The organism is Agrobacterium vaccinii (assembly GCF_021310995.1).
Lineage (GTDB): Bacteria > Pseudomonadota > Alphaproteobacteria > Rhizobiales > Rhizobiaceae > Agrobacterium > Agrobacterium vaccinii.
The window spans coordinates 1173214-1199544 of record NZ_CP054150.1; the positions used below are offsets into that span (position 1 = coordinate 1173214).

The 26331-nt window shown below is 57.6% G+C and carries 24 protein-coding genes and 3 tRNA genes; 20 read left to right on the forward strand and 7 right to left on the reverse strand.

Features of this window, described 5'->3' with window-relative positions:
* Positions 1-42: 42 nt before the first annotated feature.
* Together HRR99_RS06035 and kdgD are read right to left on the reverse strand one after the other, a co-directional pair.
* Positions 43-1176: a mandelate racemase/muconate lactonizing enzyme family protein gene (locus HRR99_RS06035; protein ID WP_233123126.1), complete on the reverse strand. Its 1134-nt coding sequence runs from the start codon at positions 1174-1176 to the stop codon at positions 43-45.
* Complete coding sequence (kdgD, locus tag HRR99_RS06040; protein WP_233123429.1) at positions 1173-2078, reverse strand: 5-dehydro-4-deoxyglucarate dehydratase; 906 nt, start codon at positions 2076-2078, stop codon at positions 1173-1175. Before kdgD ends, HRR99_RS06035 begins: the two co-directional genes overlap by 4 nt.
* A gap of 289 nt (positions 2079-2367) precedes the next feature.
* Between kdgD and HRR99_RS06045 the strand changes: the two genes are divergently transcribed.
* A complete protein-coding gene (locus HRR99_RS06045) occupies positions 2368-3168 on the forward strand; it encodes an NAD-dependent epimerase/dehydratase family protein (protein ID WP_112499428.1) in 801 nt (266 codons plus the stop codon).
* Between the two features lie 358 nt (positions 3169-3526).
* On the opposite strand, the gene HRR99_RS06050 is transcribed toward HRR99_RS06045, so the two are convergent.
* From HRR99_RS06050 to HRR99_RS06065, 4 genes are all read right to left on the reverse strand, one after another.
* Complete coding sequence (locus HRR99_RS06050) at positions 3527-4798, reverse strand: lanthionine synthetase LanC family protein (RefSeq protein WP_233123127.1); 1272 nt, start codon at positions 4796-4798, stop codon at positions 3527-3529.
* 23 nt (positions 4799-4821) lie between these two features.
* The gene (locus tag HRR99_RS06055) at positions 4822-5874 is read right to left on the reverse strand and encodes a T3SS effector HopA1 family protein (RefSeq protein ID WP_233123128.1); all 1053 of its coding nucleotides are present in this window, start codon (positions 5872-5874) and stop codon (positions 4822-4824) included.
* A gap of 2 nt (positions 5875-5876) precedes the next feature.
* Positions 5877-6989: a phosphotransferase gene (locus HRR99_RS06060; RefSeq protein ID WP_233123129.1), complete on the reverse strand. Its 1113-nt coding sequence runs from the start codon at positions 6987-6989 to the stop codon at positions 5877-5879.
* Positions 6990-7136: 147 nt separating this feature from the next.
* Complete coding sequence (locus HRR99_RS06065) at positions 7137-8327, reverse strand: hypothetical protein (RefSeq protein ID WP_233123130.1); 1191 nt, start codon at positions 8325-8327, stop codon at positions 7137-7139.
* A gap of 276 nt (positions 8328-8603) precedes the next feature.
* Here HRR99_RS06065 and HRR99_RS06070 point away from each other — a divergent pair, with 276 nt between their 5' ends.
* Positions 8604-10205 (forward strand): S8 family serine peptidase, encoded by a 1602-nt coding sequence (locus HRR99_RS06070; RefSeq protein ID WP_233123131.1) that lies wholly within the window; start codon positions 8604-8606, stop codon positions 10203-10205.
* A 103-nt stretch (positions 10206-10308) separates the two neighbouring features.
* Complete coding sequence (locus HRR99_RS06075) at positions 10309-10527, forward strand: hypothetical protein (protein WP_233123132.1); 219 nt, start codon at positions 10309-10311, stop codon at positions 10525-10527.
* Between the two features lie 79 nt (positions 10528-10606).
* On the opposite strand, the gene HRR99_RS06080 is transcribed toward HRR99_RS06075, so the two are convergent.
* A tRNA-Val gene (locus HRR99_RS06080) sits at positions 10607-10682 on the reverse strand.
* A 611-nt stretch (positions 10683-11293) separates the two neighbouring features.
* On the opposite strand from HRR99_RS06080, the gene HRR99_RS06085 reads away from it, so the two are divergent.
* From HRR99_RS06085 to HRR99_RS06165, 17 genes are all read left to right on the forward strand, one after another.
* Positions 11294-11370, forward strand: a tRNA-Asp gene (locus tag HRR99_RS06085).
* 45 nt (positions 11371-11415) lie between these two features.
* Positions 11416-11492 (forward strand) — tRNA-Asp (locus HRR99_RS06090).
* A gap of 498 nt (positions 11493-11990) precedes the next feature.
* Positions 11991-12356: an NADH-quinone oxidoreductase subunit A gene (locus HRR99_RS06095; RefSeq protein ID WP_042619792.1), complete on the forward strand. Its 366-nt coding sequence runs from the start codon at positions 11991-11993 to the stop codon at positions 12354-12356.
* Positions 12347-12931 (forward strand): NuoB/complex I 20 kDa subunit family protein, encoded by a 585-nt coding sequence (locus HRR99_RS06100; RefSeq protein WP_062451383.1) that lies wholly within the window; start codon positions 12347-12349, stop codon positions 12929-12931. Before HRR99_RS06095 ends, HRR99_RS06100 begins: the two co-directional genes overlap by 10 nt.
* A 17-nt stretch (positions 12932-12948) precedes the next feature.
* Positions 12949-13551, forward strand: a complete 603-nt coding sequence (locus HRR99_RS06105) for an NADH-quinone oxidoreductase subunit C (protein WP_233123133.1) — start codon at positions 12949-12951, stop codon at positions 13549-13551.
* A complete protein-coding gene (locus tag HRR99_RS06110; RefSeq protein WP_233123134.1) occupies positions 13548-13979 on the forward strand; it encodes a GFA family protein in 432 nt (143 codons plus the stop codon). The genes HRR99_RS06105 and HRR99_RS06110 overlap by 4 nt, the downstream gene beginning before the upstream one ends.
* On the forward strand, positions 13979-15169 hold the full coding sequence (locus HRR99_RS06115; protein ID WP_045230691.1) for an NADH-quinone oxidoreductase subunit D: 1191 nt from the start codon (positions 13979-13981) through the stop codon (positions 15167-15169). Before HRR99_RS06110 ends, HRR99_RS06115 begins: the two co-directional genes overlap by 1 nt.
* A complete protein-coding gene (locus tag HRR99_RS06120; RefSeq protein WP_111838990.1) occupies positions 15169-15423 on the forward strand; it encodes a hypothetical protein in 255 nt (84 codons plus the stop codon). Before HRR99_RS06115 ends, HRR99_RS06120 begins: the two co-directional genes overlap by 1 nt.
* Positions 15424-15439: 16 nt before the next feature.
* Complete coding sequence (locus tag HRR99_RS06125) at positions 15440-16552, forward strand: NADH-quinone oxidoreductase subunit E (RefSeq protein ID WP_233123135.1); 1113 nt, start codon at positions 15440-15442, stop codon at positions 16550-16552.
* An 11-nt stretch (positions 16553-16563) separates the two neighbouring features.
* A complete protein-coding gene (gene nuoF / locus HRR99_RS06130) occupies positions 16564-17868 on the forward strand; it encodes an NADH-quinone oxidoreductase subunit NuoF (protein ID WP_065701183.1) in 1305 nt (434 codons plus the stop codon).
* A 173-nt stretch (positions 17869-18041) separates the two neighbouring features.
* Positions 18042-20123: an NADH-quinone oxidoreductase subunit NuoG gene (gene nuoG, locus HRR99_RS06135; RefSeq protein ID WP_233123136.1), complete on the forward strand. Its 2082-nt coding sequence runs from the start codon at positions 18042-18044 to the stop codon at positions 20121-20123.
* A 12-nt stretch (positions 20124-20135) separates the two neighbouring features.
* A complete protein-coding gene (gene nuoH, locus HRR99_RS06140) occupies positions 20136-21179 on the forward strand; it encodes an NADH-quinone oxidoreductase subunit NuoH (RefSeq protein WP_045230686.1) in 1044 nt (347 codons plus the stop codon).
* 38 nt (positions 21180-21217) lie between these two features.
* Positions 21218-21709 carry an NADH-quinone oxidoreductase subunit NuoI gene (gene nuoI, locus HRR99_RS06145; protein WP_042619657.1) on the forward strand — a complete coding sequence of 164 codons (492 nt, stop codon included), beginning with the start codon at positions 21218-21220 and terminating at the stop codon, positions 21707-21709.
* Positions 21710-21843: 134 nt separating this feature from the next.
* Positions 21844-22458 (forward strand): NADH-quinone oxidoreductase subunit J, encoded by a 615-nt coding sequence (locus HRR99_RS06150; RefSeq protein WP_233123137.1) that lies wholly within the window; start codon positions 21844-21846, stop codon positions 22456-22458.
* Between the two features lie 30 nt (positions 22459-22488).
* Positions 22489-22797, forward strand: coding sequence for an NADH-quinone oxidoreductase subunit NuoK (gene nuoK, locus HRR99_RS06155; protein ID WP_042619655.1), 309 nt, complete (start codon positions 22489-22491; stop codon positions 22795-22797).
* Between the two features lie 7 nt (positions 22798-22804).
* Positions 22805-24802: an NADH-quinone oxidoreductase subunit L gene (gene nuoL / locus HRR99_RS06160; protein WP_233123138.1), complete on the forward strand. Its 1998-nt coding sequence runs from the start codon at positions 22805-22807 to the stop codon at positions 24800-24802.
* Positions 24802-26313: an NADH-quinone oxidoreductase subunit M gene (locus HRR99_RS06165; RefSeq protein WP_045230683.1), complete on the forward strand. Its 1512-nt coding sequence runs from the start codon at positions 24802-24804 to the stop codon at positions 26311-26313. Before nuoL ends, HRR99_RS06165 begins: the two co-directional genes overlap by 1 nt.
* The last annotated feature ends 18 nt before the right edge of the window (positions 26314-26331 follow it).

Consider the following 26331-nt stretch of genomic DNA (forward strand, 5'->3'; position numbering starts at 1 on the left):
AGGATAGTGTCAGGTGCCGGGTGTGCAACACCCGGCCTCTCGTTAGTCCTTCAAAGCATACTTTTCCAGCGCATCCCGGTTGATCTCGATCCCGAGACCTGGGCCATCCGGTATCTGCACCACGCCATCGACGTGATCCAGCGGGCTGGTCAGCACGGCCTGGCGGTACGGATTCTCCGTGCGGTCGAATTCCAGAATTGGCGGACGCGGGTTGCGGCGGGCAGGGTCCGGTGTCAGTGATGCCATCAATTGCAACGCGGCTGCGATGGCAACACCCGTGCCCCAGACATGCGGAACGACGCGCACGCCATAGAGGCTTGCTAGATCGACGATGCGTTTCGTTTCTGAAAAGCCACCAGCACCGGCAAGGTCCGGTTGGAGAATATCAACGGATCGGCTTTCCAGTGGCGCGCGCATGCCGTAGCGGCCGTGCCAGGTTTCGCCACCGGCAACAGGGATGGGTTGACCGGCTCGCACCGCCTGATAGGCTTCCAGTTGTTCCGGCACCACAGGCTCTTCGAACCAATCGATGCCGAGAGGAGCCAGCGCCTTGCCGACCTCGATAGCCTCGAGCGCGTCGTATCCGTGATTGGCGTCGATCATGATGCGGACATCGGGACCGACGGCTTCGCGTGCAGCACGGATAACGGCTATGTCTTCGGCCACATCGAAGCCGATCTTGATCTTGACGGCGTGGAAGCCCTGCTTTGCGTAGCCCGCAACCTCTGCTGCCACATCGGAAACGGCATCCACACCATCCTTGCGGAAGGAGCCCGTTGCATAGGCCTTGACGCTTTCACGGAAGCGCCCACCCAGCAGGCGGGAGATGGAGGTGCCGAACCGCTTGCCTTTTATATCCCAGAGCGCAATGTCGATGCCGCTCAGTGCCGTCACGGTTAGACCGCGTTGGCCCTGATCCCGCAGCAGATTGTAAAGCTGATGCCAGATGATTTCGATATCGAGCGGGTCTTTGCCAATCAGGTGAGGGGTGTAAGCGGCAACGACAGCGGCGTTAGGCTTGGCCGGGCCAAGGCATTCGCCCCAGCCCACGGTGCCATCATCGCAAATAATTTCCACGAGGCAGTGAATACGCCGGTCGAAGCGCATGGAGGCGCTTTCGAAGGCATGGCCCAGCTTGTAATCCAGCAGATGCGTGCGAACCGCTTCTATCTTCATGGCTTGTAGGGTCCGATCAACGCTTCAAGCATTCCCACTTCTTCCGCTGTGAGGTCTGTCAGTGGCGCCCGAACCGGGCCTGCATCGAAGCCCATGAGACGGACACCGGCCTTAATGGCAGATACGGCGTAGCCCTTCTGACGGTTGCGGATGTCCATGAAGGGGTAGAAGAAGTCGATGAGAATACGGTCCGTCGTTGCCCTGTCGCCTGCGCGCAGCGCCTTGTAGAACTCCTGCGCCAGCGCTGGCACGAAGTTGAAGACGGCGGAAGAATAGGTCGTCACGCCAGCGCCTAGATAGGCATCGGCAAAAAGCTCGGCCGTTGGCATGCCGCCGAGATAGGTCAGGCGCTCGCCAAGCGTCGCGGTTATCTTACGCACGAGGCCGATATCCCCGGATCCATCCTTGAAGCCAACGAGGTTCGGGCAGCTATCGCAAAGTTTCTGAAGCGTTTCAGCCGTCAAAATGGAATTGTCGCGGTTATAGACCATGACGCCGATGGCGACGGAATCACAGACCGCCTTGATGTGGGCGTAGAGACCTGCCTGCGATGCATCCATCAGGTAATGCGGCAGCAGCAGAATGCCATCGGCACCGGCTTTTTCCGCACTCTGCGCGATCTGGATGGCGATCTTAGTGCCGTAACCGCAGCCAGAAACGATGGGCACGGAACCCGCAGCGGACTTCGCAGCCTTAACCACAGTGCCTACTTCTTCGGGCGCCAGCGAGAAAAACTCACCCGTTCCACCGGCGGCGAAAAGCACCGTCGCATCGAAGCCGGACAGCCAGCTGACGTGGTCGAGATAAGGCTTTTCGTTGAATTCGCCGTCTTGGGTGAAAGGTGTGACAGGGAAAGAGAGCAGGCCCGCACCGAGTGCGACTTTAAGTTCCTGTGGGTCCATAGCCATGAAATTCGAGTCTCCGATTGTTTGTTGAGGCCGATAATATTCGAGATATGACCTGTGTCAATAACTTATAATACAAGTTGGAAAATTTGATTGATGGCTTTTGTCCCAAAGATACCTGTACAGAGCGGCATGATGCGCCTTTAGAGACACATCCAAGCTGACCGCAACATGAGGGTCTTGAATATCGCCCGCCGCCTAGCGTAGACATAAGATAACAGAGGAATTTACGTATGACCACAGGCCGAATAGCGCCGAGGACATACGGGAGAATCGAGGAGGAAACATGCTGAAGACACTGTTGTTGACGGGGGCTGCGGGTGGCGTAGGCAAAGCGATTCGCCCGCTGCTGAAGGACATCGCCGAAACGGTCGTGCTATCCGACATGGTCGAGATCACCGATCTGGCGGCACATGAAAGTTTCGTGCAATGCGATCTTTCCAACCGGGCCGAGGTCGATAAGGCCGTATCTGGTGTGGATGGCATCATCCATCTCGGCGGCATTTCAGTGGAGAAGCCGTTCGAACTGATCCTCAAGGGCAACATCGAGGGGGTCTACAACCTCTATGAAGCGGCGCGGCACAATGGTCAGCCGCGTATCATCTTTGCCAGCTCTAATCATACGATTGGTTATCACCGCCGCGACGAGAGGCTGGACGGAAACTCGCTCATGCGTCCCGATTCGCTCTATGGCGTTTCGAAATGCTTCGGTGAAAATCTGGCCAGCTTCTATTTCGACAAATTCGGGCAGGAAACACTGTCGGTGCGCATCGGTTCGCTGACCCCAAAGCCGCAAACCACACGCATGCTGGCGACGTGGCTGAGCGCCGGTGATTTCGTGTCGCTTTGCGCGCGTGGTTTCGAGGCGCCAAGGCTCGGCAATGCCGTGGTATACGGCGCGTCTAACAACGATGACAGCTGGTGGGACAATGGCGGCGCGGCGTTCCTGGGTTGGAAGCCGCAGGACAACTCGGCGAAGTGGCGCGCCGAGGTGCTGAGCGAAGCCGGAAAAGAGGACCCGAAAGATCCAGCCCATATCTATCAAGGTGGTGCTTTCACCAAGCTTGGACATCCGGCGGACGGTTGATAGCGGGCTTCAAGGGGGAGGGAATTGCCGGGGTGCGATGCTACTTCGGCTTATCCTGGTTCTCTGAGTCGTATTGCACCCAGCGGAAAAAGAAGTAGATCGGCAGCGCAATCAGCGCCAGCGTGACGATTGAGTTCGCAAACATGGTTCATCCCATAGCAACGCGGCTTCATCATGAAGTCGACGGGATGATTATGAGCGACCAATTATTGAGAAATATTGAATCTAACGGGTAAAATCATGGGGCGGGCGAGAGCCCCATGTCCTGAGATAGTACATTTGCACAACAAGTCGAAAAGATCGTTAATAAGACGTTACTCCGCTTGCTCGGCCTTTCCGCATCCGGCACGCATCCGCGTCAGGGCTTCAAAAGCAGCATAGAAGGCAATGTTTGCCGCTCCATCAGCCGCAGAAAGAAGTAGCCGATGCCTGCCTTGCCCATCAGCAGTCCCGGAGCTTCGCCCCTTTGCTGCACACCGCAGGGCAGCGGCAACTCCGAGTCCAGAAAATTCTCGATGATGAAGTGACCGACCTGATCGGCATGAACCGCGACATCGTCACGATTCAGTTGGACGCCAGCAGACAACACGAAGTCCGCGATTCCAGTCAGTCCATGGCACAGGCACAGATCCATCGCTTGCAGTGAAACCCCAGATGTCAGCAAGCGCGACGCGTCCTGAAGCGCCACATTCACCTCGCCCGCGGCGACTTCGTCATCCGGCATCAGTTCCATGAGGCGCAATCGGGTCAGCCCGATGCCGACAGAGCCTGCGCACCACGTGCAATTGCAGCGAGGCGTGAGGGTTGCAGCGCCAGCCGTGATCGTATCCACGCGAAAATCGGGCCACCCCTGGCTCGCGGCATCGAACCAGCTTCTTTCGTATCGCAATGCTTCCTGCGCACCGTGCAGCAACGCTTCGTTACCATCCACCGCATGCGCCTCCAAAAGCGCCATCGCCATGCCGGAAACACCATGGGCGTAACCGAGGAGATTGCGATGTTTCGGCATGAGCGATGGCCATGACAGGCCCTGGGCATCCAGCACCCCCGCGGTCAGCAATCGCTCGGCGTGGCTCACTGCCGCCGCTGTCAATTCGGGGCGTGCATACCGTTTGCCCAGATGCAGCAAAGCAGGCACTGCGCTGGCGCAGCCCGCAATCACATCCAGCGCGTCGTCCGCAAAGGGCAGGTCCGCGTCATGTCCGGCCAGCGCCAGCCCCTGTTCGACCCATTCGAGCCTGTCTAGTGCGCTACCTGCTTCACACAAAAAGTAGGCCGCACCCAGACTGCCGGTGTAGAAGCTGCGTTGCGATGATTCGGCGAAATCTGGCAACCGCGCCTGTACCTGGCGAACTGCACCTTCGATTGTTGCGTTAAGGCGCCGCGACGGTGCGTGAACCGCCAAGCGTGCCAGAAAAAGGGCAATACCGGCAACCCCGTCATAAAGCGACGTCGTCGCCGTGCGGTAGGCTGTCGTGGCGCTGCCGTCGGCAACGGTCATGGCCCATCCCATCCACGTGCAGCGGTCCTCATGCCACAAAGCGTCACGGCACAGTTGCGTGCCAATGCGGTTCGCAGCGTCGAGAAAACCATGCTGGCTTCGTGCGTTGCTGGTATCCGGAACTGTCATCACGCTCATCTCCAGAATTCCTTTCAGACGGGATAGGTATATAGGTCGCTGTTTCCGGCGCTCAGATGCGGTGCGGTCAACGAAAGACCGGCCTCGGCAAAGCGCTTTTCGAGATAGTCCAGCCGCGTTTCCACCGACTGACTGCCCGCCGCCCAGGCGCGCACGATCGCGTCGGCCATCAGCATGGTGCGGACCTGTCCGAAGCTCATGCCATAGCCAGGATCATCCGCCCCACCTACGCCACCGGTCAGTGATTTCGAAAACAGGGGCACGTCTGCTCCAATATCCGGTGCCGTCTCTACAAACGCATCGCGCAGCAGCGCGAGCATGAACGGCAGGTGCCTGCGCGCAAGGTAGAACACGGTGCTGTCCGTGCGGTCGTAAGTGGAAGGGTCCAGCAGTGTTTTCGCGCGAAACGGCACCGCGTAACCATTCAAAAGCCCCGCCAACAGCGCCATCAAAGACACGACCGTTTCTGGTCTTGTGTTGAGATAAAGCCGTGCCAGCGCGGCATCGTCATGATCGCAATGCGGCACATGCCCGGTGATGTGGTAAAAGGCCGACTGAACCTGTGATGACGCCAGTGGCAGCAGGATCGAGACATTGCTGTTGACCTGCACAGGGCCAGGCGAAGAAAGAGTGAAGGCGCCAGGAAGAACGTGGCGACAGCAATCGCCCTTGCGCACGTGGATCGCACCACTCGCATCCGTCTTGTAGACCTGCCACTGCTGAGACCAGCGTGAGCCCTCCGGGAATGCAGCGCGAAGCTGCGATAGCAGGTCGACATCCGTTGCCATGTTCTTCGGTGCGGGCGGGTCTGGAGTAAAGGGCCGCGCATAGGCCGCATCGTAAAGCGCTGGCCACAGGGCCTCCGAAAGCCGGGTCGTCACAGGCTTTGGTGGTTCCGACGGTGCGGCGGGCGGGAGCGTCACCACAGGTCGGTTGCCTATCCTGAACTGCCCCAGATTGATGATTTTGACCGCGCCGAGAATGTCAGCCAGCGATGGCTGCAACTGCGTTGGCAGGGTGATGGGCTGTGTGCGGGTTGCGACGAATGTTCGATCAATGGCGTTCATCATCATGCTCCGGGGTCTGCGAGGCCGAACAGTTGCTGCACGGCACTGCGCGGATCGTTGAAAATGCTGGTTGCCGTGCGGATGGCGAGAACCGCCGAGGCCGAAATCTCCGGTGTCGCCTGCGCGATTTCATAAGCCGTGAGATCGAGCCGCGCCGCTGCGAAACGGGCGCATCGGTCTTTCGCTTGCACCTGCTGTTGCGCTGTCAGTGAGAATGCTGCGGTGTAGGCGGTCCAGAACGCTTTGCAGCATGCCTGTGCACGTGCGATGTCTTCCGTCGGTGCCGGGCCAAGGAATTGTCCCTGCGCGGAAAAGCGCCCAACGATGACGGGTTGCATGAAGCTTGCGAGCACGCACGCCACGTCCCACGCGGCATCCCCAAGGTCCGCCAGTTCCCAGTCTATCAGTTGAACACTCGCCTTGGCGTTTTCATCCGGCTGAGAAACGAGGAAGTTTTCCCATTTCAGATCGCCATGAATGAGACAGCCGCGCTGCCATTCGGCTTTCAGCAGTGCCATATGCGCTTTTAATCCCGGCTCCTTGCGAACAGCCGCCAGAACACCCTTTGCACCACCGCTCATGTTCGGCATCATCGTTTCGCCAAAATCGGAAAAGCTCAGTATCCATGGTGGCTGCACTGGGAACACACCCTGTTTCGCAGCAGTGCCCAGAATGTCGGTCGCGTGGCCGTGGCATGTGGATAGCAGGGTGCCCAGTTGCGTCGCAATGTCCTCCATCGCGCCAGCAACCGCTGAAACCCGCATTTGATAAAAAGTAAGGCTTTGCGAATTCGGCACCAGATCGACCGCCAGCAAATGCCGGGTCTTATCGTAATGGCGAATCTGCGGCATGAGCGCTTTCAGGTCCGCAGTCGAAACACCGCTGTCTGCCAGTGCGTAAAGCGTTGCCTCGCGCTGTACCGACTGCATCGTTTCGGCTGCAACAAGGGGAATTTGCTTGACGAAAAGGCCGGTTCCATCCCGGCGCAAAACCTTGAAGTTTCTGTTGCGACGCCCAGCCTCGACAATGGTAATGTCATCATCGAGAAGCTCAGTTGCCGAAAGTACGCGTCGATCCATGAGATAAGGCACGAGTGTGCCGCTGGTCAGATACATCGGTTTTCCCCAAGGCCGGATTGATGTGCTTCCAAGGAAGCCGCTGAAACCGAGCCGCAGTGCTGGCTCGAAATAGTCCCATCGGCCGCGAGCGGCCGATGGGTTGAACTCATGTCACCTGTTGATGACATACGTCAGACATTCCTCTTACTGGCCCGTGCAATGAATGTGCGTCGGGTTGCAAACAGTGGCCAGAGTACCGCAGCCGATGGATGTCGGCGGTGTCACCGTTGCCTGTGCAGCCGCCGCTGCGCCATTGCAGATGATGGGAACACCCGTCTGCGGGCAAATCGGCGTGATGTTGGTGATCTGGCACACCGGCGTCAGTGTGATGCTCTGCTGTTGTTGCTGCTGAGGCGCTGCCGCCTGCTGAATTGCCACACCACCACTGCAAACAATCGGGATGCCCGTGGAGCAAATCGGCGTAAGCGTAATCTGGCACACTGGCGTCAGCGTAATGCTCTGCTGCTGCTGCGGGGCTGGCGCCTGCTGATAGGCGGCTGCACCATTGCAGATGATGGGAACACCTGTCGTGGGGCAAATCGGCGTGATGTTGGTGATCTGGCAGACAGGCGTGAGCGTGATGCCCTGTTCCTGCTGCTGCTGCGGGGCTGGCGCCTGCTGATAGGCAGCCGCACCGTTGCAGATGATGGGAACGCCTGTCGTCGGGCAAATCGGTGTGATGTTGGTGATCTGGCACACTGGTGTGAGTGTGATGCCCTGTTCCTGCTGCTGTTGAGGCGCTGCCGCCTGCTGATTAGCCGCGCCACCATAGCAAACAAATGGGATGCCTGTGGAGCAAATCGGCGTAAGCGTAATCTGGCACACTGGCGTCAGCGTAATGCTCTGCTGTTGCTGCTGCATATCGCCAGCTGGCTGCGGTGGCATGACGGTGAGTTGCGGGCACGGGTTTGTAGACGTGTGGCAGCCTGGAATATTGGTCGGCTGGCAATGAAAGTATGCCGTCGGACCAACAGGCGTCTGCTGCCCTTGATGAGCAGGAGGCTGGCAATGCTGAACCGCAGTCTGGCAACCAGGCATGCTTGTCTGCGGGCAATGCAGGTAGGCTGTCTGCCCAATCGGCGTCTGCTGTCCCTGACCAGCTGGAGGCTGGCAATGCTGGACCGCAGTCTGGCAACCAGGCATGCTCGTCTGTGGGCAATGCAGGTAAGCCGTCGGGCCGTACGGTCCCTGCTGGTTCTGATCAGCTGGCGGCTGGCAATACTGCACGGCGGTCTGGCAACCAAGAAGGCTTGTTGGCGGGCAATGCCAATAGGCCGTAGGGCCGACGATAGTCTGCGCGGCTGCTGGCTGGCAGCCGAAAGAGGTGTAGGTCATCGATCAAATCCCGATTTTTCGTTGAAGGGAGCTCTGTGACATGTCTGGAGAGCGCAGCCTGCCGAGAGCAACCACCGGTAATTGCTTGGCGTACTCCTAACTCGCCTTTGACGAGAAAATTTCTATTGCACTTTTTAAAGTTGTGCAATTAAAAAATACATTTATAACGAGTAATTGGAAATTTACAGTCGGATTGCGTGTGTAAGCGATACGATCACTTCCCAGCAAATCCGGCCTTTCCGAAGTATCGACCTCCCGCTTTAGGAGAAGAGAGCCATGACATCCGATACAACCGATATCAACAATGAGAGCCCAGCCGAGCCGGAGCGTCCGTCCGGTCGCTTCATCATTTCGCACCGCATGGCACAGTACCGCGATGGCCGCGCTCGCCGCTCTGCCAAGGCCAATTTCAGCGACCGTTTGACGCGCGCTCTCGGTGGCGGAATGGATATCGTCAGCGACAATGGTGTGGAGAGGGACAATGTACGCCGCGTGCTTGTCGTAAACGCGGATGAGAACGAGTTGCTGGCAAAGACGCGCGACCTTTCACCCGATACGATTGTAGAGCGGGAAGCGTTACGCTGGCCAGCATCATTGCGACTTGCCCCCTGGGGCACGCCATTACCCACATCCGCACCGCCCTCTGTCCAGTCGGCGAGCAACACAGCGGCAGGCCCGCTTCCTTTTACGCTCAACTTGACATCATCAGGTGCGCCGCTCTTTAATGCGCAGGTGGAATTCGGGCTGACAGCTCTCACGCCGGGCGCTCACCCCTCCAGCAGCAGCATCATGGTCACGACGGACGCGCACGGTCTGGCGTCCTGTCAGTTCGACGCGACCCAATGGTTTCCGGTCTCCGCACAGATTTCGCCACATGGGGCGGTTTGGTCAGGCATGGTTGTTCGCCCCGTTTCGGGCAGCATCATCAATCTCGATCCACTGCCGGCGGCAGGCCCGTTGGGCTGGTGGCATCAGCTTGCGGGAATCAATGCATTCGATGCACAGGCGGGCACGGGCATCCGCGTCGGCGTCATCGATTCCGGCCTGGGTCCCCATCCATATCTCGATCACATCGTTGCTGCCGGTGCGTTCATCGACGGCGGTTTTCAGCCGGGGGCTGACGCTACCACCGATGTCATCTGGCATGGAACGCATGTGTCGGGCCTCATCGGTGCGCGTCCTCCCGCAGACAGCCGCGAATATGCAGGGCTCGCGCCGGGTGCGGATGTTTTTACCGCAAGGGTTTTCGCGCCGGGCAGGGGGGCGAACCAGGGCGACATTGCCGCCGCCATCGATGCAATGGTCAATGCCCATGAGGTGGATCTGATCAATCTTAGCCTAGGCGGCACGCCATCCGCCATCGAATATGATGCCGTTCTCGCAGCCTACGGGCGCGGCGCGCTCTGTATCTGCGCAGCCGGGAATAATTTCGGTCAGCCGGTTCTGGCGCCTGCTAGCTATCCACTCTCGGTGGCGGTGTCGGCGGTAACGAGACCGGGGACATACCCCGTCTATAATCTCGCCAATCTCACCACACCGCCTCAGGCAGATCATTACGCAAGAAATGGCTTGTTTTTGCCCACCTATTCCAATTTCGGGCCACAGATCGCCATCACCGCCGGTGGCTCAGCCGTCATCTCCACCGTCCCGGCCACAGACGAGGATGCCGCACCTTACGCCGACATGTCGGGTACATCCATGGCTACACCTGTCACCACTGGCGCGCTCGCGGTCATGCTCTCGCGAGACGCGATATACACCAGCCTGCAACGAACCTCCGCTCGCGCCAAATATGCACGCGCTATTCTTGAACAAAGCGCGCTGACCATCGGCCTCCCGCCGCAATACCAGGGCAACGGCCTCAGCCGCGCGCAATAACGGCAACAAAGTCAGAAACGGGACTAAGACTGCTCCATTCGATCTCCAACGATGTCGAATGGAGCCAATTCGTGCGATACTTCACCTTCTCTGGGAGGACGATATGAGCAAATCGCGAAAAATCTACCGCATAACGTTCCGCCACGATGCTACCCCGCCAGCAAACTGGCAGACCATCATATCCAACACGCCCGGCCTGACCCTGCTGGCTACGACCGGTCGCCACGCACGCATAGAAGCCGCGCCCGAGGCACTCGACACATTGCGTGCCATAATGGGTGACGGCGTGATGATGGAGGAGGAGATGCAGCGTTATTTCTAAAGGGAAGAGGCAAGGCGGCTACGCAGAGGCAAAATCGCTGACGCGTATTACACTTCTATGTCTTCAAGGAAAGATGAAATGGTGGGCGATGAGAGACTCGAACTCCCGACATCCTCGGTGTAAACGAGGCGCTCTACCAACTGAGCTAATCGCCCTTCGCGTCATGCAGATCGTGTCTGCCGCGTCGGTGGCCGTGATGTATTGGTATCGGAAAAAAACCGCAAGAGCTTTTGTGAAGTTTTTTTGTTTTTTTCGATTTTTGTGACGGCAGCTATTGGTCTTTCCTCATGGCTAAGACACCAAAAGCCCTGAAGGGAAGGGGGGGTGAGCGCGCAGTGGCGTATGGTTCTCTCTATTTTGTCCACAGCCTTACTGGCAGCATGGATGCTAAAGGTTCGCGCCGGAACCGAATTTTTGCTCCACTACAGAGTGGCCTCCTTTCGTTAAAGCTTCGATCGCTTCGTGAGCACGAATCCAAATGCGACTTACGAGTCGATTCATGCGCACCTACGAGCCCACCAACAGCTCCGCTTCCACTCCCCAATGGCTTTGAATAAATGCGGTCGTCGGTGGGCGAAAAAAATGGAAACAACAAAACTGCCGGGAAACCGGGCCTTCCTGGCGGTTTGTGAAATCAAAATGACAAAGCTTATTCTTTTGTCGTGAAAGCTGCTTGACACCCCACCGCGAACGCCTTAGTTAGCCGCTCAACGAACAGCCGAGGCGAGTTCGTGAGACGGGTTTCGGCCAGTCTTTTTGGGAATGTGCGGGTGTAGCTCAGTTGGTTAGAGTGCCGGCCTGTCACGCCGGAGGTCGCGGGTTCGAGCCCCGTCACTCGCGCCATTCCTTCCTCGATATCTACGGACTTCCAACAGTCCGACATAATGCGCGGGTGTAGCTCAGTTGGTTAGAGTGCCGGCCTGTCACGCCGGAGGTCGCGGGTTCGAGCCCCGTCACTCGCGCCATTTTCTTCTGATAGCAGAAGTCAATGTCCTTTTTTCAAATCGCAGTTGTTGCGTAAAAATCTCCAAGACATCGTTTTTAACAAATCCACACGTCGTGTTGTCGGGCTTCGTGTTCGCTGCAAAACATGCCCTCTAAGCCATCTTCAGTATCGTTTCAGTTCGAGCGATTTCTTGGGTTTTTAAGTCATCTTTTTATTGTCGTTTTTGTCGAGCTGCAGTCATTTTTAAGCTCAAAAATATGCGACAATTTGGTGGCGCCAAATCCTGTTTGATTATCCATGTTTTTGAATAGCTTAGCGCTGTAAATTCTGGCGTTCGGCAAGGCGTGCGCATATAATGGTAGCTTCTCGAAGTCACGATTGACTCGAAATGGCACTTAATCTCTTGCAGAGAGAGCGTGGCTGGGATAACCACTGCGGCGTTGCAACATAATTTCGACCCTATGGATTCTCATCCAAAAGGGATATACTCGACGCTCGGTCGGGTAAGGAAGAGACAATGACTGAACTCCTCAGTTCCTACATTCCGATCGCAATCTTCATTGGTATCGCGCTTGTCATCGGTCTGGCGCTGTTGATTGCGCCTTTCGCCGTTGCCTACAAGAACCCCGACCCGGAAAAGCTCTCGGCCTTCGAGTGCGGCTTCAATGCTTTTGATGACGCGCGTATGAAGTTCGACATTCGCTTTTATCTGGTGTCGATTCTGTTCATCATCTTCGATCTTGAAGTCGCATTCCTGTTTCCGTGGGCTGTGTCCTTCGGTGAAATCGGCTGGTTCGGTTTCTGGTCCATGATGGTGTTCCTTGGTGTTCTCACCATCGGCTTTATCTATGAATGGAAGAAGGGGGCACTGGAATGGGCGTAGTTCAAAACGACACCACGCTTGTCGCGCCAAAGCCCAAGGGCATTATCGATCCATCGACTGGCAAGCCTGTCGGTAGCGACGATGGCTATTTCACTGAAATCAACGATGAGCTTGCCGACAAGGGTTTTCTGGTCACGTCCACGGACGAGCTGATCACCTGGGCTCGCACAGGCTCCTTGATGTGGATGCAGTTCGGCTTGGCCTGCTGCGCCGTTGAAGGTCTGATGCAGGCCTCCGGCCCGCGTTATGATATGGAACGCTTCGGCGTTGCTCCGCGCGCGTCGCCGCGTCAGTCGGACGTGATGATCGTTGCCGGTACGCTCACCAACAAGATGGCGCCAGCGCTTCGGAAGGTCTATGATCAGATGCCGGAGCCACGCTACGTCATCTCCATGGGCTCCTGTGCCAATGGCGGCGGTTACTACCATTATTCCTACGCCGTCGTGCGCGGTTGTGACCGTGTGGTTCCTGTCGATATCTACGTGCCGGGCTGTCCCCCCACGGCGGAAGCGCTGCTTTACGGCGTGCTTCTGCTGCAGAAGAAAATCCGCCGTACCGGTACGATCGAGCGTTAAGGGCAGAGGACTGACAAATGAGCGAAGCTCTCAACGATCTCTCGGCCTATGTGCAGGAAGTGCGCGGTTCCCTGCTGGAATCTGCGGTGATTGCCTATGGCGAACTGACGCTGAACACCACTCCTGAGAACGTCATCGCGCTGTTGACCTTCCTGCGTGACGACGTGCAGTGCGGTTTCGTCAACATCATCGATATCTGCGGCGTGGACTGGCCGAGCCGCGAAAAGCGTTTCGACGTGGTCTACCACCTGCTGTCGCCGCGCCAGAATTTGCGCGTGCGTATCAAGCTTCAGGCCGCCGAAGACGAAGCCGTCCCATCGGCGACGTCCGTTTTCCTTGGTGCTGAATGGTTCGAGCGCGAAGCATGGGATATGTATGGCATTCCATTCGAAGGCCATTCGGACCTGCGCCGCATTTTGACCGACTACGGTTTCGAAGGTCATCCGCTGCGCAAGGATTTCCCGGTCACGGGCTTTGTGGAAGTGCGCTACGATGACGTGCTGAAGCGCGTTCTTTATGAGCCTGTCGAACTGAAACAGGAATTCCGTAACTTCGACTTCCTTTCCCCTTGGGAAGGAACGGATTACGTTCTTCCCGGTGACGAAAAGGCCAAGCCATGAGCGAAGCTGCCGCCATAGAGCAGGGGCAGTGTCTTTGCGGCGCCGTGCGCTTTTCAGCGACGATCGGTGCCCGTGAAGTCGGCGCGTGCCATTGCTCCATGTGCCGTCGCTGGACGGGTGGGGTGTTCCTCGCCGTCGAGTGCGAGGCGGTAACCCTCGAAAATGACGCAAAACTGGGCGTTTATTCGTCTTCCGAATGGGGCGAGCGTTGCTTTTGCACCACGTGCGGCAGTACGGTCATGTGGCGCTCGAAAGATGGTGCGCACCATGCGGTTTCTCTGCAGTCCTTCGAAGACCCGTCCAGTTTCCGTTTCGCATCGCAAATCTTCATAGACGAAAAGCCGACAAACTATTCGTTCGCCGAGGCCACGAAGAACATGACCGGCCCCGAATTCATCGCCATGATTACGTCGGCGGAGCAACACTGATGACAGAACATAACGTTCGCAATTTTACGATCAACTTCGGCCCGGAACACCCGTCCGCGCACGGCGTGTTGCGTCTCGTGCTCGAGCTCGACGGTGAAATCGTCGAGCGCGTCGATCCGCATATCGGCCTGTTGCACCGCGGCACGGAAAAGCTAATCGAGACCAAGACCTATCTTCAGGCGCTGCCGTATTTTGACCGCCTCGATTACGTTGCGCCGATGAACCAGGAGCATGCCTTCTCGCTGGCCGTTGAAAAGCTTCTCGGCCTCGAGATTCCGATGCGTGGTCAGTTGATCCGTGTTCTCTTCTCGGAAATCGGCCGCATTCTCTCGCACATCATGAACGTCACGACGCAGGCCATGGACGTGGGCGCAATGACGCCGCCGGTCTGGGGCTTCGAAGAGCGTGAAAAGCTCATGGTGTTCTACGAGCGCGCTTCGGGCGCCCGTCTGCACGCCGCCTATTTCCGCCCAGGTGGCGTCCATCAGGACCTACCGCCTGAGCTGGTTGATGATATCGGCAAGTGGTGCGATCCATTCATCACCTTCCTCGACAATGTCGAAGGTCTTTTGACCGACAACCGCATCTACAAGCAGCGTAACGTCGATATCGGCGTTGTCTCGCTCGAAGATGCGTTCGCATGGGGCTTTACCGGCGTCATGGTCCGCGGCTCGGGTGCTGCCTGGGATTTGCGTCGCGCGCAGCCTTACGAATGCTATTCCGATCTGGAATTCGACATTCCCGTCGGCAAGAACGGCGACTGCTATGACCGCTATCTCATCCGCATGCAGGAAATGCGCGAATCGATCAAGATCATGAAGCAGTGCGTTGAACTGTTGCAGGGCAAGCACCGCGTTGGTGCCGTGTCGTCGCTCGATGGCAAGGTCGTTCCGCCAAAGCGTGGCGAGATGAAGCGTTCGATGGAAGCGCTGATCCACCACTTCAAGCTCTACACCGAAGGTTATCACGTGCCGGCTGGCGAAGTGTACGCAGCCGTCGAAGCGCCGAAGGGCGAGTTCGGCGTCTATGTGGTCGCCGATGGTTCGAACAAGCCTTACCGCTGCAAGATCCGCGCGCCGGGTTACGCACATCTGCAAGCCATGGACTTCCTTTGCAAGGGACACCAGCTTGCCGACGTGACGGCTGTTCTCGGCTCTCTGGACATCGTGTTCGGGGAGGTCGACCGCTGATGCGTTTGCCGCTGGCCATATCGGCTCTTGTTGCCGCGACTGCACCCGTTTTCGCCCAGACGGCGGATAACGGCGTGTCTTCGCAGGCAGGCGGCGGTTCATCATCTGTCAAGCAACTTCTGTCACAGGGATACGAGATCAAGTCCTCGCTTCCCAACGGCGGAAAATTCATTGTGTTCATGCAAAAAGACAAAGCGGCCTATGCCTGCGAATTCGTCACGGTGACGAAATCGCGGTGCGAGTCGCTCAATTGATGAGGCGTGAGGAAGTATGTCCGTTCGTCGACTAGCCGAAGATCAGTTCCAGCCCACGGGTTTCGCGTTTAACGCGGACAACACCGCATGGGCGGAAAAAACGATCCAGAAGTATCCTGCAGGACGCCAGCAATCTGCGGTCATTCCGCTGTTGATGCGCGCCCAGGAGCAGGACGGCTGGGTCACCCGCGCCTGTATCGAAAAGATCGCCGACATGCTGGATATGGCCTATATCCGCGTGCTTGAAGTTGCGACGTTCTATACGCAGTTCCAGCTCAAGCCTGTCGGCACCAGAGCGCATATTCAGGTCTGCGGCACCACGCCCTGCATGTTGCGCGGTTCAGAAGCGCTGATGGACGTCTGCCGCCACAAGATCCATCATGACCCGCTGACCCCCAATGAGAGCGGTACGCTGTCGTGGGAAGAGGTGGAATGTCAGGGCGCCTGCGTCAACGCGCCGATGGTCATCATCTTCAAGGATGCCTATGAAGACCTGACGCCCGAGCGTCTGGAAGAGATCATCGACACGTTCGAAGCCGGCAAGGGCGACACCGTCAAGCCAGGCCCGCAGATCGACCGTCATTTGTCGGCTCCGATCGGTCCGCTGACGACGTTGACGGAAGAGACGAAGCCTGACCGTTCCAATCTCGACAAGCCAGCAGAGGCGCCCGCAGCGCCGGAAGCCGCGGCTGCACCGTCTGAAGCTGCAAAGCCGAAGACGACGGCAGCCGAGTCGGATGCGAAGTTGAAGACACCGGTCACCGATCCCAAGGCGTCCGAAAGCAACGCCAAGGACGCTGCCAAAGAAGGGTCGGGCGAGACGAAAACGTCTGCCAAACCATCGCTGGAAGACAAGAACCGTCCCGCCAAGATTGAACGGCCCGCAAAGGCCGATGATCTCAAGCTCATTTCCGGCGTTGGCCCGAAGAACGAAGCAACGCTCAACGAACTCGGCATCTTCACCTATATGCAGATTGCCGGTTGGTCCGCAGAAGAGCGTGAATGGGTTGATGGTTATCTGAATTTCAAGGGTCGTATCGATCGCGATGATTGGGTACGTCAGGCCGAGGCTCTCGCCAAGGGTGGCGAAGCCGAATACATCAAGGTCTTCGGCAAGAAGCCGCGGTAAAGAGGTCAAGCATGTTAAAAGATCAGGATCGCATCTTTACCAATCTCTACGGCCTCAAGGACACCTCGTTGAAGGGTGTGCTTGCGCGCGGTCATTGGGATGGCACGAAGCAGATCATCGAAAAGGGACGTGACTGGATCATCAACGAAATGAAGGCATCCGGCCTTCGTGGTCGTGGTGGTGCGGGCTTCCCGACAGGCCTCAAATGGTCCTTCATGCCGAAGGAAAGCGATGGCCGTCCGCATTATCTCGTCGTCAATGCCGACGAATCCGAACCCGGCACCTGCAAGGACCGCGAAATCCTGCGCCACGATCCGCACACGCTGATCGAAGGCTGCGTGATCGCCGGTTTCGCCATGAGCGCGCATACGGCCTACATCTACGTTCGCGGCGAATATATGCGCGAACGCGAAGCGCTTCAGGCCGCGATCGACGAATGCTATGACGCCGGTCTGTTGGGCAAGAACAACAAGAACGGCTGGGATTTCGACGTTTACGTTCACCACGGCGCAGGTGCATACATCTGCGGTGAGGAAACGGCGCTTCTCGAAAGCCTAGAAGGCAAGAAGGGCCAGCCGCGCCTCAAGCCTCCGTTCCCGGCCAATATGGGTCTCTACGGTTGCCCGACCACGGTCAACAACGTCGAGTCCATCGCCGTTGCGCCGACCATCCTGCGTCGTGGCGCGTCGTGGTTCTCCTCCATCGGTCGTCCGAACAATGTCGGCACCAAGCTGTTCATGGTCTCGGGCCATGTCGAGCGCCCGTGCACCTTCGAAGACGCGCTGGGTCTCTCCTTCAAGGAACTGATCGAGCGGCACTGCGGTGGCATTCGTGGCGGCTGGGACAATCTGCTCGGCGTCATTCCAGGCGGTGCATCCTGCCCCATCGTTCGCGGTGAGGACATGAAGGACGCCATCATGGATTTCGATGGCATGCGCGAAGTGAAGTCGTCCTTCGGCACCGGCGGCATGATCGTCATGGACAAGTCCACCGACGTGATCAAGGCCATCGCCCGCATCGCGGCCTTCTTCAAGCATGAGAGTTGCGGTCAGTGCACGCCATGCCGCGAAGGCACGGGCTGGATGTGGCGCGTGCTGGAACGCATGGTCAAGGGCAACGCGCAGAAGCGCGAAATCGATATGCTGTTCGAAGTGACGAAGCAGATCGAAGGCCACACCATCTGTGCGCTGGGTGATGCGGCTGCATGGCCGGTTCAGGCGCTCATCCGCAATTTCCGTCCGGAAATCGAAAAGCGGATCGATGAATATACCTACAGAGCCATGGATGATGGCGCTGTGCTTGAGGCTGCCGAGTAACACCGGCCAAAGTAACGCCCGAAGGGTGTTGCGAGGGGCGGGGATCGGGTGTACCGGTCCCTTACATCGTTAAAGCATTCGGCACTTTTTGAGTCTAAGCCGGATGCCATCAGGATTTGTCCTTGACCGCATGATCATGCGCGATGGACAGGCAACAGGACGTAAGTAGGACCATGACAAAGCTCAAGGTTGACGGTAAAGAGATCGAGGTTCCGGATCATTTCACGCTTTTGCAGGCGTGCGAGGAGGCTGGTGCCGAAGTTCCGCGCTTTTGTTTCCACGAGCGTTTGTCGGTTGCGGGTAACTGCCGCATGTGTCTCATCGAGGTGAAGGGCGGACCGCCTAAGCCTGCCGCATCCTGCGCCATGGGCGTTCGCGATATTCGTGGCGGCCCGAACGGCGAATTGCCGGAAGTTTTCACCAATACGCCGATGGTCAAGAAGGCCCGCGAAGGCGTGATGGAATTCCTGCTCATCAACCACCCGCTCGATTGTCCCATCTGTGACCAGGGTGGCGAATGCGACCTTCAGGACCAGGCGATGGCCTTCGGTATTCCGGGCTCGCGCTATTCTGAAAACAAGCGCGCCGTGGAAGACAAATACATCGGACCGCTCGTCAAGACGGTCATGAACCGCTGCATTCACTGCACGCGTTGCGTCCGCTTCACAACGGAAGTTGCAGGCATTTCCGAACTTGGCCTGATTGGTCGCGGCGAGGACGCCGAAATCACGACCTATCTCGAGCAGGCAATGACGTCTGAGCTTCAGGGCAACGTCGTTGATCTCTGCCCGGTCGGCGCGCTGACATCCAAGCCTTTCGCCTTCACGGCCCGTCCTTGGGAACTCGGCAAGACCGAAACCATCGACGTGATGGATGCGCTCGGCTCTGCCATCCGCGTCGATACCCGTGGCCGCGAAGTCATGCGCGTCATGCCGCGCGTCAACGAAGCGATCAATGAAGAGTGGATTTCCGACAAAAGCCGCTTCATCTGGGATGGTCTGAAGACTCAGCGTCTCGACAAGCCCTATGTCCGCAAGGATGGCCGCTTGCAGCCTGCCACATGGGGCGAAGCGTTCGGCGCCATCAAAGCAGCCGTTGCTTCCACATCCGGTGAAAAGATCGGCGCTATCGCTGGCGATCTGGCTTCCGTCGAAGAAATGTTCGCATTGAAGTCGCTGCTGGCGTCGCTTGGTTCCACCAATGTCGATTGCCGCCAGGATGGCACAGCGCTTGACCCATCGCTCGGTCGCGCAAGCTACCTGTTCAACGCCACCATCGAAGGCATAGAACATGCCGACGCTTTGCTGATCATCGGCTCCAACCCACGCTACGAAGCTTCCGTGCTCAACGCACGTATTCGCAAGCGCTGGCGCCGTGGCGGTTTCCCGATTGCTGTCATCGGTGAAGCAAGCGAGTTGCGTTATGAATACGAATATCTCGGCTCCGGCACGGACACGCTGTCCGATCTGGCGTCCGGTTCGCACAGCTTCATCGACAAACTGAAGGCTGCCAAGAACCCGATGATCATCGTCGGGCAGGGTGCTCTGTCGCGTGAAGATGGTGCTGCTGTGCTGGCTGCGGCTGCAAAGCTGGCCGTTTCCGTCGGCGTCGTTTCGGCTGAGTGGAACGGTTTCTCGGTTCTGCACACGGCGGCTGCCCGCGTCGGCGGTCTGGATATCGGCTTTGTCCCAGCGGACAAGTCGGCCAACGCTGCGTCTATCGCTGCATCGTCCGAGGTTCTCTTCCTGCTTGGTGCAGACGAGATTGATCTGTCGGCCAAGACAGCAAAGCTGACCGTCTATATCGGTTCGCATGGTGACGCTGGTGCAATGGCTGCCGATGTCATTCTGCCGGGCGCTGCCTATACCGAAAAGTCCGGTATCTGGGTCAACACCGAGGGCCGCGTCCAGATGGGCAACCGCGCCGGTTTCGCACCGGGTGAAGCCCGTGAAGACTGGGCAATCATGCGTGCGCTGTCTGATGTTCTTGGCCACAAACTGCCATTCGACTCGCTCGCTGCACTGCGTGCCCAGCTTTACATCGCGCATCCGCATTTTGCCGATGCTGACGAGATTGCCGTGGCCGACGTGGCAGGCATCGAAGCGCTGGCGACACAGGCTGGCACCCTCAACAAGGCAGGCTTTGCCTCGCCGGTTAAGGATTTTTATTTGACGAACCCGATTGCGAGAGCGTCCGCTGTCATGGCCGAATGTTCCGCATTGGCCCGCAACAACTTCAAGGCTGCGGCAGAGTAAGGGTAGGGGACTATGGAATCGTTTTTCTGGAGCTACGTCTGGCCAGCGCTGATTATTGTCGGCCAGTCCCTGCTTCTTCTCGTTTTGTTGCTGGTGTCGATCGCCTTCCTTCTGCTTGCCGACCGTAAGATCTGGGCAGCCGTTCAGCTGCGCCGTGGTCCCAACGTCGTTGGTCCTTTCGGTCTCTTCCAGTCGTTTGCCGACCTTTTGAAGTTCATTCTGAAAGAGCCTGTCATTCCGTCCGGTGCCAACAAGGCAGTCTTCCTCCTGGCTCCTCTGGTCGCCGTGACACTGGCTTTGGCCACCTACGCCGTGATCCCGTTCAATCAGGGCTGGGTCATCGCCAACATCAATGTCGGCATTCTCTACATTTTCGCGATTTCGTCGCTTGAAGTCTACGGCATCATCATGGGTGGCTGGGCTTCGAACTCGAAGTATCCATTCCTCGGCGCGCTTCGTTCTGCCGCCCAGATGGTGTCCTACGAAGTCTCCATCGGCCTCGTCATCGTCACCGTCCTGCTCTGCGTCGGTTCGCTGAACCTGACGGATATCGTCAACGCGCAGCATTCGGGCATCGGCACGTCGCTCGGCCTGCCAGCGTCGTTCCTGGACTGGCACTGGTTGCCGCTGTTCCCGATGTTCATCATCTTCTTCATTTCGGCGCTGGCAGAAACCAACCGTCCACCCTTCGATTTGCCGGAAGCGGAATCGGAACTTGTGGCCGGTCACATGGTGGAGTATGGCTCCACCCCGTACATGATGTTCATGTTGGGCGAATATGCTGCCATAGTTTTGATGTGCTGCCTGACGACCATCCTGTTCCTGGGCGGCTGGCTTCCCATCGTGGATGTCTGGTTCCTGAATTGGGTACCGGGTATCATCTGGTTCATCCTGAAGGGCGGCATGGTGTTCTTCATGTTCGGTCTGGTGAAGGCATTCGTTCCACGTTACCGCTATGACCAGTTGATGCGTCTCGGCTGGAAGGTCTTCCTTCCGCTCTCGCTCGCCATGGTCGTGATTGTTGCATTCGTACTCAAGCTGACGGCGGGGGCATAAGATGTTCGCAGTCCTCGCTTGCAGATTTGGAGGTTGAGATGGCCAGTCTTTCACAAGCCGTCAATTCACTGTTCCTCAAGGAATTTGTCGGTGCCTTCTTCCTGACGATGCGTCACTTCTTCAAACAGAAGGCGACAGTGAACTACCCTTTCGAAAAGGGTCCGGTCAGCCCGCGTTTTCGTGGTGAGCATGCGCTTCGTCGTTATCCCAACGGGGAAGAACGTTGCATCGCCTGCAAGCTGTGCGAAGCGATCTGTCCTGCCCAGGCCATTACCATCGAAGCTGGCCCGCGCCGCAACGATGGTACGCGCCGTACGGTTCGTTACGATATCGACATGGTAAAGTGCATCTATTGCGGCTTCTGCCAGGAAGCATGCCCTGTTGATGCCATCGTTGAGGGTCCGAACTTCGAATTCGCGACGGAAACCCGCGAAGAGCTGTATTTCGACAAGCAGCGTCTTCTCGATAATGGCGACCGCTGGGAACGTGAAATCGCTCGCAACCTTGCTCTGGATGCGCCTTACCGTTAAGGCAGCATGGTTTCTTCGGAGCGCTGCTTCGGAGAGGGTAAACAGTCAATGCCCGTCGGTTATCGCTGGCGGGAACGAAACGGGCATGCGGCTTCAGGGTCGCGTTTGTCCGGTGAGGACAAAAAGGCACCAACATGGGTCTGCACGCTGTATTCTTTTACATCTTCGCTTTCGTCGCCGTGGCGTCTGCGTTCATGGTCATCGCTTCGAAGAACCCCGTTCATTCGGTGTTGTTCCTCATCCTGACCTTTTTCAACGCAGCCGCTCTCTTCCTGCTGACGGGCGCTGAATTCCTCGCCATGATCCTGCTGGTGGTTTATGTCGGCGCTGTGGCGGTGCTGTTCCTCTTCGTCGTGATGATGCTGGATGTGGATTTTGCCGAGCTGCGCTCCGGCGTTCTGCAATATGCGCCTATCGGCGCGCTGATCGGCATCATTCTGGCGGCAGAACTGATCATCGTCGTGGGCGGCAGCGTGCTCAACCCGCAGGCAGCGAAGTCGATCACTATGCCGATCCCGAACCCGCTGGAGCGCGCCAATACGGCTGCACTCGGTGACGTGCTCTACACGAACTACGTCTACTTCTTCCAGCTTGCCGGTCTGGTTCTGCTGGTGGCCATGATCGGCGCGATCGTGCTGACGCTGCGTCACCGCACCGACATTAAGCGACAGGACATTGCAACGCAGGTTGGCCGCGACCCGAAGACTGCCGTCACGACGGTCAATGTCAAACCGGGTCAGGGCATCTAAGGCGCGAACGGATCCAAGGAAAATCATATTATGGAAATCGGTCTTTCCCATTACCTCACGGTCAGCGCGGTCCTCTTCACGATCGGCATCTTCGGTATCTTTCTCAACCGTAAGAACGTCATCGTCATCCTCATGTCGATCGAGCTCATCCTGCTTGCGGTCAACCTCAACATGGTGGCGTTCTCGTCGTTCCTCAACGATATCGTCGGCCAGGTCTTCGCTTTGTTCATTCTGACTGTCGCTGCTGCGGAAGCTGCCATCGGTCTTGCAATACTCGTTGTCTTCTATCGCAACCGCGGATCGATTGCCGTGGAAGACGTCAATATGATGAAGGGCTGATAAGGCTATGATCTACAAAGCTATCGTCTTTCTTCCGCTGATCGGCTTCCTGATCGCTGGCCTTTTCGGTCGCTCCATCGGTGCCAAAGCCTCGGAATATGTCACAACCGGCCTGATGATCATTGTCGCGATCCTGTCGTGGATCGTCTTCATCAACGTGGCGCTTCTCAGCCACGAGCCCGGCGAAGTCATTAAGGTGACCGTACTGCAGTGGATCCAGTCCGGCGGCATCGATGTCGAATGGGCCTTCCGGATCGATACGCTGACAGCCGTCATGTTCGTGGTCGTCAATACTGTGTCCACCCTGGTTCATCTGTACTCTATCGGGTACATGCACCACGATCCGCATCGTCCGCGCTTCTTCGCCTACCTGTCGCTCTTCACCTTCGCCATGCTCATGCTGGTCACATCCGACAACCTGTTGCAGATGTTCTTCGGCTGGGAAGGCGTGGGTCTGGCGTCCTATCTGCTGATCGGCTTCTGGTACAAGAAGCCATCGGCCTCTGCCGCCGCCATGAAGGCCTTCATCGTCAACCGCGTCGGTGACTTCGGCTTCATCCTCGGCATTTCCGGTCTGTTCGTGCTGTTCGGTTCGGTCAATTTCGAAACGATCTTCGCCGCCGCTGGCACCTATCTGCCTGCCGATGGCGCAGCATCCACCGATGTCGTCATCAACCTGTTCGGCATGCAGCTGGACAAGGCGCATGCGCTAACCGGCGTTTGCCTGCTCTTGTTCATGGGTTCCATGGGTAAGTCGGCGCAGTTCCTGCTGCACACATGGCTGCCGGACGCAATGGAAGGCCCGACACCTGTGTCGGCGCTCATTCACGCCGCGACCATGGTCACAGCTGGCGTGTTCCTCGTCGCCCGCATGTCTCCGATTTTCGAACTGTCGCCGGACGCCTTGACCTTCGTCACTCTCATTGGCGCAATCACAGCCTTCTTTGCCGCGACCGTTGGTCTGGTGCAAAACGATATCAAGCGCGTCATCGCTTACTCGACCTGTTCGCAGCTGGGCTATATGTTCGTTGCGCTCGGCGTCGGCGCGTATGGTGCCGCCGTGTTCCACCTGTTCACGCACGCTTTCTTCAAGGCACTGCTGTTCCTTTGCGCCGGTTCTGTCATTCACGCCGTGGATGGCGAGCAGGACATGCGACACATGGGCGGCCTGCGTAAGCACATCCCCATCACCTTCTGGACGATGACGGTTGGTACGCTGGCGCTGACAGGCGTTGGTATTCCCGGCACGATGTTCGGCTTTGCTGGCTTCTTCTCCAAGGACGTGATCATCGAATCCGCCTATGCGTCGCACAATGCAGTCGCCGGTTTCGCCTTTACGCTTCTGGTCATCGCGGCCCTGTTCACCAGCTTCTATTCCTGGCGTCTGGCGTTCCTGACCTTCTTCGGCAAGCCGCGCGCTTCCGCAGATGTCATGCACCACGTTCATGAATCGCCGATGGTCATGCTGATCCCGCTGTTTGTGCTCACCGTCGGTGCTGTGCTGGCTGGTGTCGTGTTCGAAGGCCATTTCTTCGGTGAAGAATATGCGGAATTCTGGAAGGGCGCTCTCTTTACGCTTCCATCCAACGAAATCCTCGAAGAGTTCCACCACGTTCCATTGTGGGTCAAGTGGAGCCCGTTCATTGCCATGGCTCTTGGTTTCGTGACCGCATGGTACTTCTACATCAAGTCGCCCGAGACGCCGAAGCGTTTGGCCGAGACCCATCGTGGCCTCTACCAGTTCCTGCTCAACAAATGGTACTTCGACGAACTCTACGACTTCCTGTTTGTTCGCTCCGCAAAGGCGCTTGGTCGCTTCCTGTGGAAAAAGGGCGACGTGGCGGTTATCGACCACTACGGACCCAACGGTATTGCCGCGCGCGTGGCTGATGTGACCAACCGCGTCGTTCGTCTGCAATCCGGTTACCTCTATCATTATGCCTTTGCGATGCTGATCGGTATTGCCGGGCTTGTCACCTGGATGATGCTCGGGAGTGCCCTGTAATGACCGATTGGCCTATTCTTTCAACGGTCACCTTCCTGCCGCTCGTCGGCGTGGTGCTCTTGCTTCTGACGAATGCGAATGGTCCGTTCGGTCGCCGCAACGTTCTCAACGTATCGCTGCTGACGACGGTCTTCACCTTCATCGTCTCGCTTTTTGTCTGGATCGGTTTCGACAATTCGAACCCCGGCTTCCAGATGGTCGAAAAACACGCCTGGTTCGGTGACATTGCCGCCTATCATCTCGGCGTTGACGGCATCTCCATGTTGTTTGTCATCCTGACAACGTTTCTGATGCCTTTCTGCGTTCTGGCCAGCTGGAACGCGATCGAAAAGCGCATCAAGGAATACATGATCGCCTTCCTGCTGCTGGAAGTCGTCATGGTCGGCGTGTTCGTCGCGCTTGATACGGTTCTCTTCTACGTCTTCTTCGAAGCAACGCTTATTCCGATGTTCATCATCATCGGTGTGTGGGGCGGTAAGGATCGCGTCTACGCGTCCTATAAGTTCTTCCTCTACACGCTGCTGGGTTCGGTTTTGACCATGCTCGCCATCATGGCGATGTACTGGCAGGCTGGCACGACGGATATGACCGAGCTTTTGAAGCACGGCTTTCCGGCTGGCATGCAGACATGGCTCTGGCTCGCCTGCTTTGCAGCCTTTGCAGTGAAGATGCCGATGTGGCCTGTTCACACCTGGCTTCCCGACGCCCACGTTCAGGCACCGACCGCCGGTTCGGTCATTCTGGCCGGTGTCATGCTGAAGCTCGGCGGCTACGGTTTCATCCGCTTCTCGCTGTCGATGTTCCCGATTGCTTCCGACTATTTCGCACCCTTCGTCTTCACGCTTTCCGTTATTGCCATCATCTACACCTCGCTGGTCGCGATGATGCAGGACGACATCAAGAAGCTGATCGCTTACTCGTCCGTCGCCCATATGGGGTACGTGACCATGGGCATCTTCGCCGCCAATGTTCAGGGCGTGCAGGGTGCCATCTTCCAGATGCTGTCGCACGGCATCGTCTCCGGCGCGCTCTTCCTTTGCGTCGGCGTCGTCTATGACCGTCTGCACACTCGCGAGATTTCCGCTTACGGTGGCCTCGTCAACAACATGCCGAAATATGCTGTGGCCTTCATGGTCTTCACCATGGCCAATGTCGGTCTGCCCGGTACCTCCGGCTTCGTCGGTGAATTCCTGACGATCATCGGCGTGTTCCGCGCCAACACCTGGGTTGCGCTGTTTGCGGCAACGGGGGTCATCCTTTCCGCCTCCTATGCGCTGTGGCTCTATCGCCGCGTCATTTTCGGCGCGCTGGAAAAGGAAAGCCTGAAGTCCATGCTCGACCTTTCGACGCGCGAAAAGGTCATTCTCTATCCGCTGGTAGCACTGACGATTTTCTTCGGCGTCTATCCGGCACCGGTTTTCGATGCTACGGCAGCGTCGGTGGACCTTTTGATTAATAATTATACGGCCGCATTGCAGGCAGCGCAGAATGTTGCGCTTTCTCTGAACTGACGACAGGACCCGTAGGAC

Coding starts and splice junctions, on each gene's coding strand:
- HRR99_RS06065 (WP_233123130.1), bottom strand. CDS start 8,327: ATGACCTACACCTCTTTCGGCTGCCAGCCAGCAGCCGCGCAGACTATC.
- nuoH (WP_045230686.1), top strand. CDS start 20,136: ATGGAATCGTTTTTCTGGAGCTACGTCTGGCCAGCGCTGATTATTGTC.
- HRR99_RS06105 (WP_233123133.1), top strand. CDS start 12,949: ATGAGCGAAGCTCTCAACGATCTCTCGGCCTATGTGCAGGAAGTGCGC.
- HRR99_RS06045 (WP_112499428.1), top strand. CDS start 2,368: ATGCTGAAGACACTGTTGTTGACGGGGGCTGCGGGTGGCGTAGGCAAA.
- HRR99_RS06035 (WP_233123126.1), bottom strand. CDS start 1,176: ATGAAGATAGAAGCGGTTCGCACGCATCTGCTGGATTACAAGCTGGGC.
- HRR99_RS06055 (WP_233123128.1), bottom strand. CDS start 5,874: ATGAACGCCATTGATCGAACATTCGTCGCAACCCGCACACAGCCCATC.
- nuoI (WP_042619657.1), top strand. CDS start 21,218: ATGGCCAGTCTTTCACAAGCCGTCAATTCACTGTTCCTCAAGGAATTT.
- nuoK (WP_042619655.1), top strand. CDS start 22,489: ATGGAAATCGGTCTTTCCCATTACCTCACGGTCAGCGCGGTCCTCTTC.
- HRR99_RS06095 (WP_042619792.1), top strand. CDS start 11,991: ATGACTGAACTCCTCAGTTCCTACATTCCGATCGCAATCTTCATTGGT.
- HRR99_RS06165 (WP_045230683.1), top strand. CDS start 24,802: ATGACCGATTGGCCTATTCTTTCAACGGTCACCTTCCTGCCGCTCGTC.
- HRR99_RS06050 (WP_233123127.1), bottom strand. CDS start 4,798: ATGACAGTTCCGGATACCAGCAACGCACGAAGCCAGCATGGTTTTCTC.
- nuoL (WP_233123138.1), top strand. CDS start 22,805: ATGATCTACAAAGCTATCGTCTTTCTTCCGCTGATCGGCTTCCTGATC.
- HRR99_RS06100 (WP_062451383.1), top strand. CDS start 12,347: ATGGGCGTAGTTCAAAACGACACCACGCTTGTCGCGCCAAAGCCCAAG.
- HRR99_RS06125 (WP_233123135.1), top strand. CDS start 15,440: ATGTCCGTTCGTCGACTAGCCGAAGATCAGTTCCAGCCCACGGGTTTC.
- nuoF (WP_065701183.1), top strand. CDS start 16,564: ATGTTAAAAGATCAGGATCGCATCTTTACCAATCTCTACGGCCTCAAG.
- HRR99_RS06120 (WP_111838990.1), top strand. CDS start 15,169: ATGCGTTTGCCGCTGGCCATATCGGCTCTTGTTGCCGCGACTGCACCC.
- HRR99_RS06075 (WP_233123132.1), top strand. CDS start 10,309: ATGAGCAAATCGCGAAAAATCTACCGCATAACGTTCCGCCACGATGCT.
- HRR99_RS06060 (WP_233123129.1), bottom strand. CDS start 6,989: ATGTATCTGACCAGCGGCACACTCGTGCCTTATCTCATGGATCGACGC.
- kdgD (WP_233123429.1), bottom strand. CDS start 2,078: ATGGACCCACAGGAACTTAAAGTCGCACTCGGTGCGGGCCTGCTCTCT.
- HRR99_RS06110 (WP_233123134.1), top strand. CDS start 13,548: ATGAGCGAAGCTGCCGCCATAGAGCAGGGGCAGTGTCTTTGCGGCGCC.
- nuoG (WP_233123136.1), top strand. CDS start 18,042: ATGACAAAGCTCAAGGTTGACGGTAAAGAGATCGAGGTTCCGGATCAT.
- HRR99_RS06070 (WP_233123131.1), top strand. CDS start 8,604: ATGACATCCGATACAACCGATATCAACAATGAGAGCCCAGCCGAGCCG.
- HRR99_RS06150 (WP_233123137.1), top strand. CDS start 21,844: ATGGGTCTGCACGCTGTATTCTTTTACATCTTCGCTTTCGTCGCCGTG.
- HRR99_RS06115 (WP_045230691.1), top strand. CDS start 13,979: ATGACAGAACATAACGTTCGCAATTTTACGATCAACTTCGGCCCGGAA.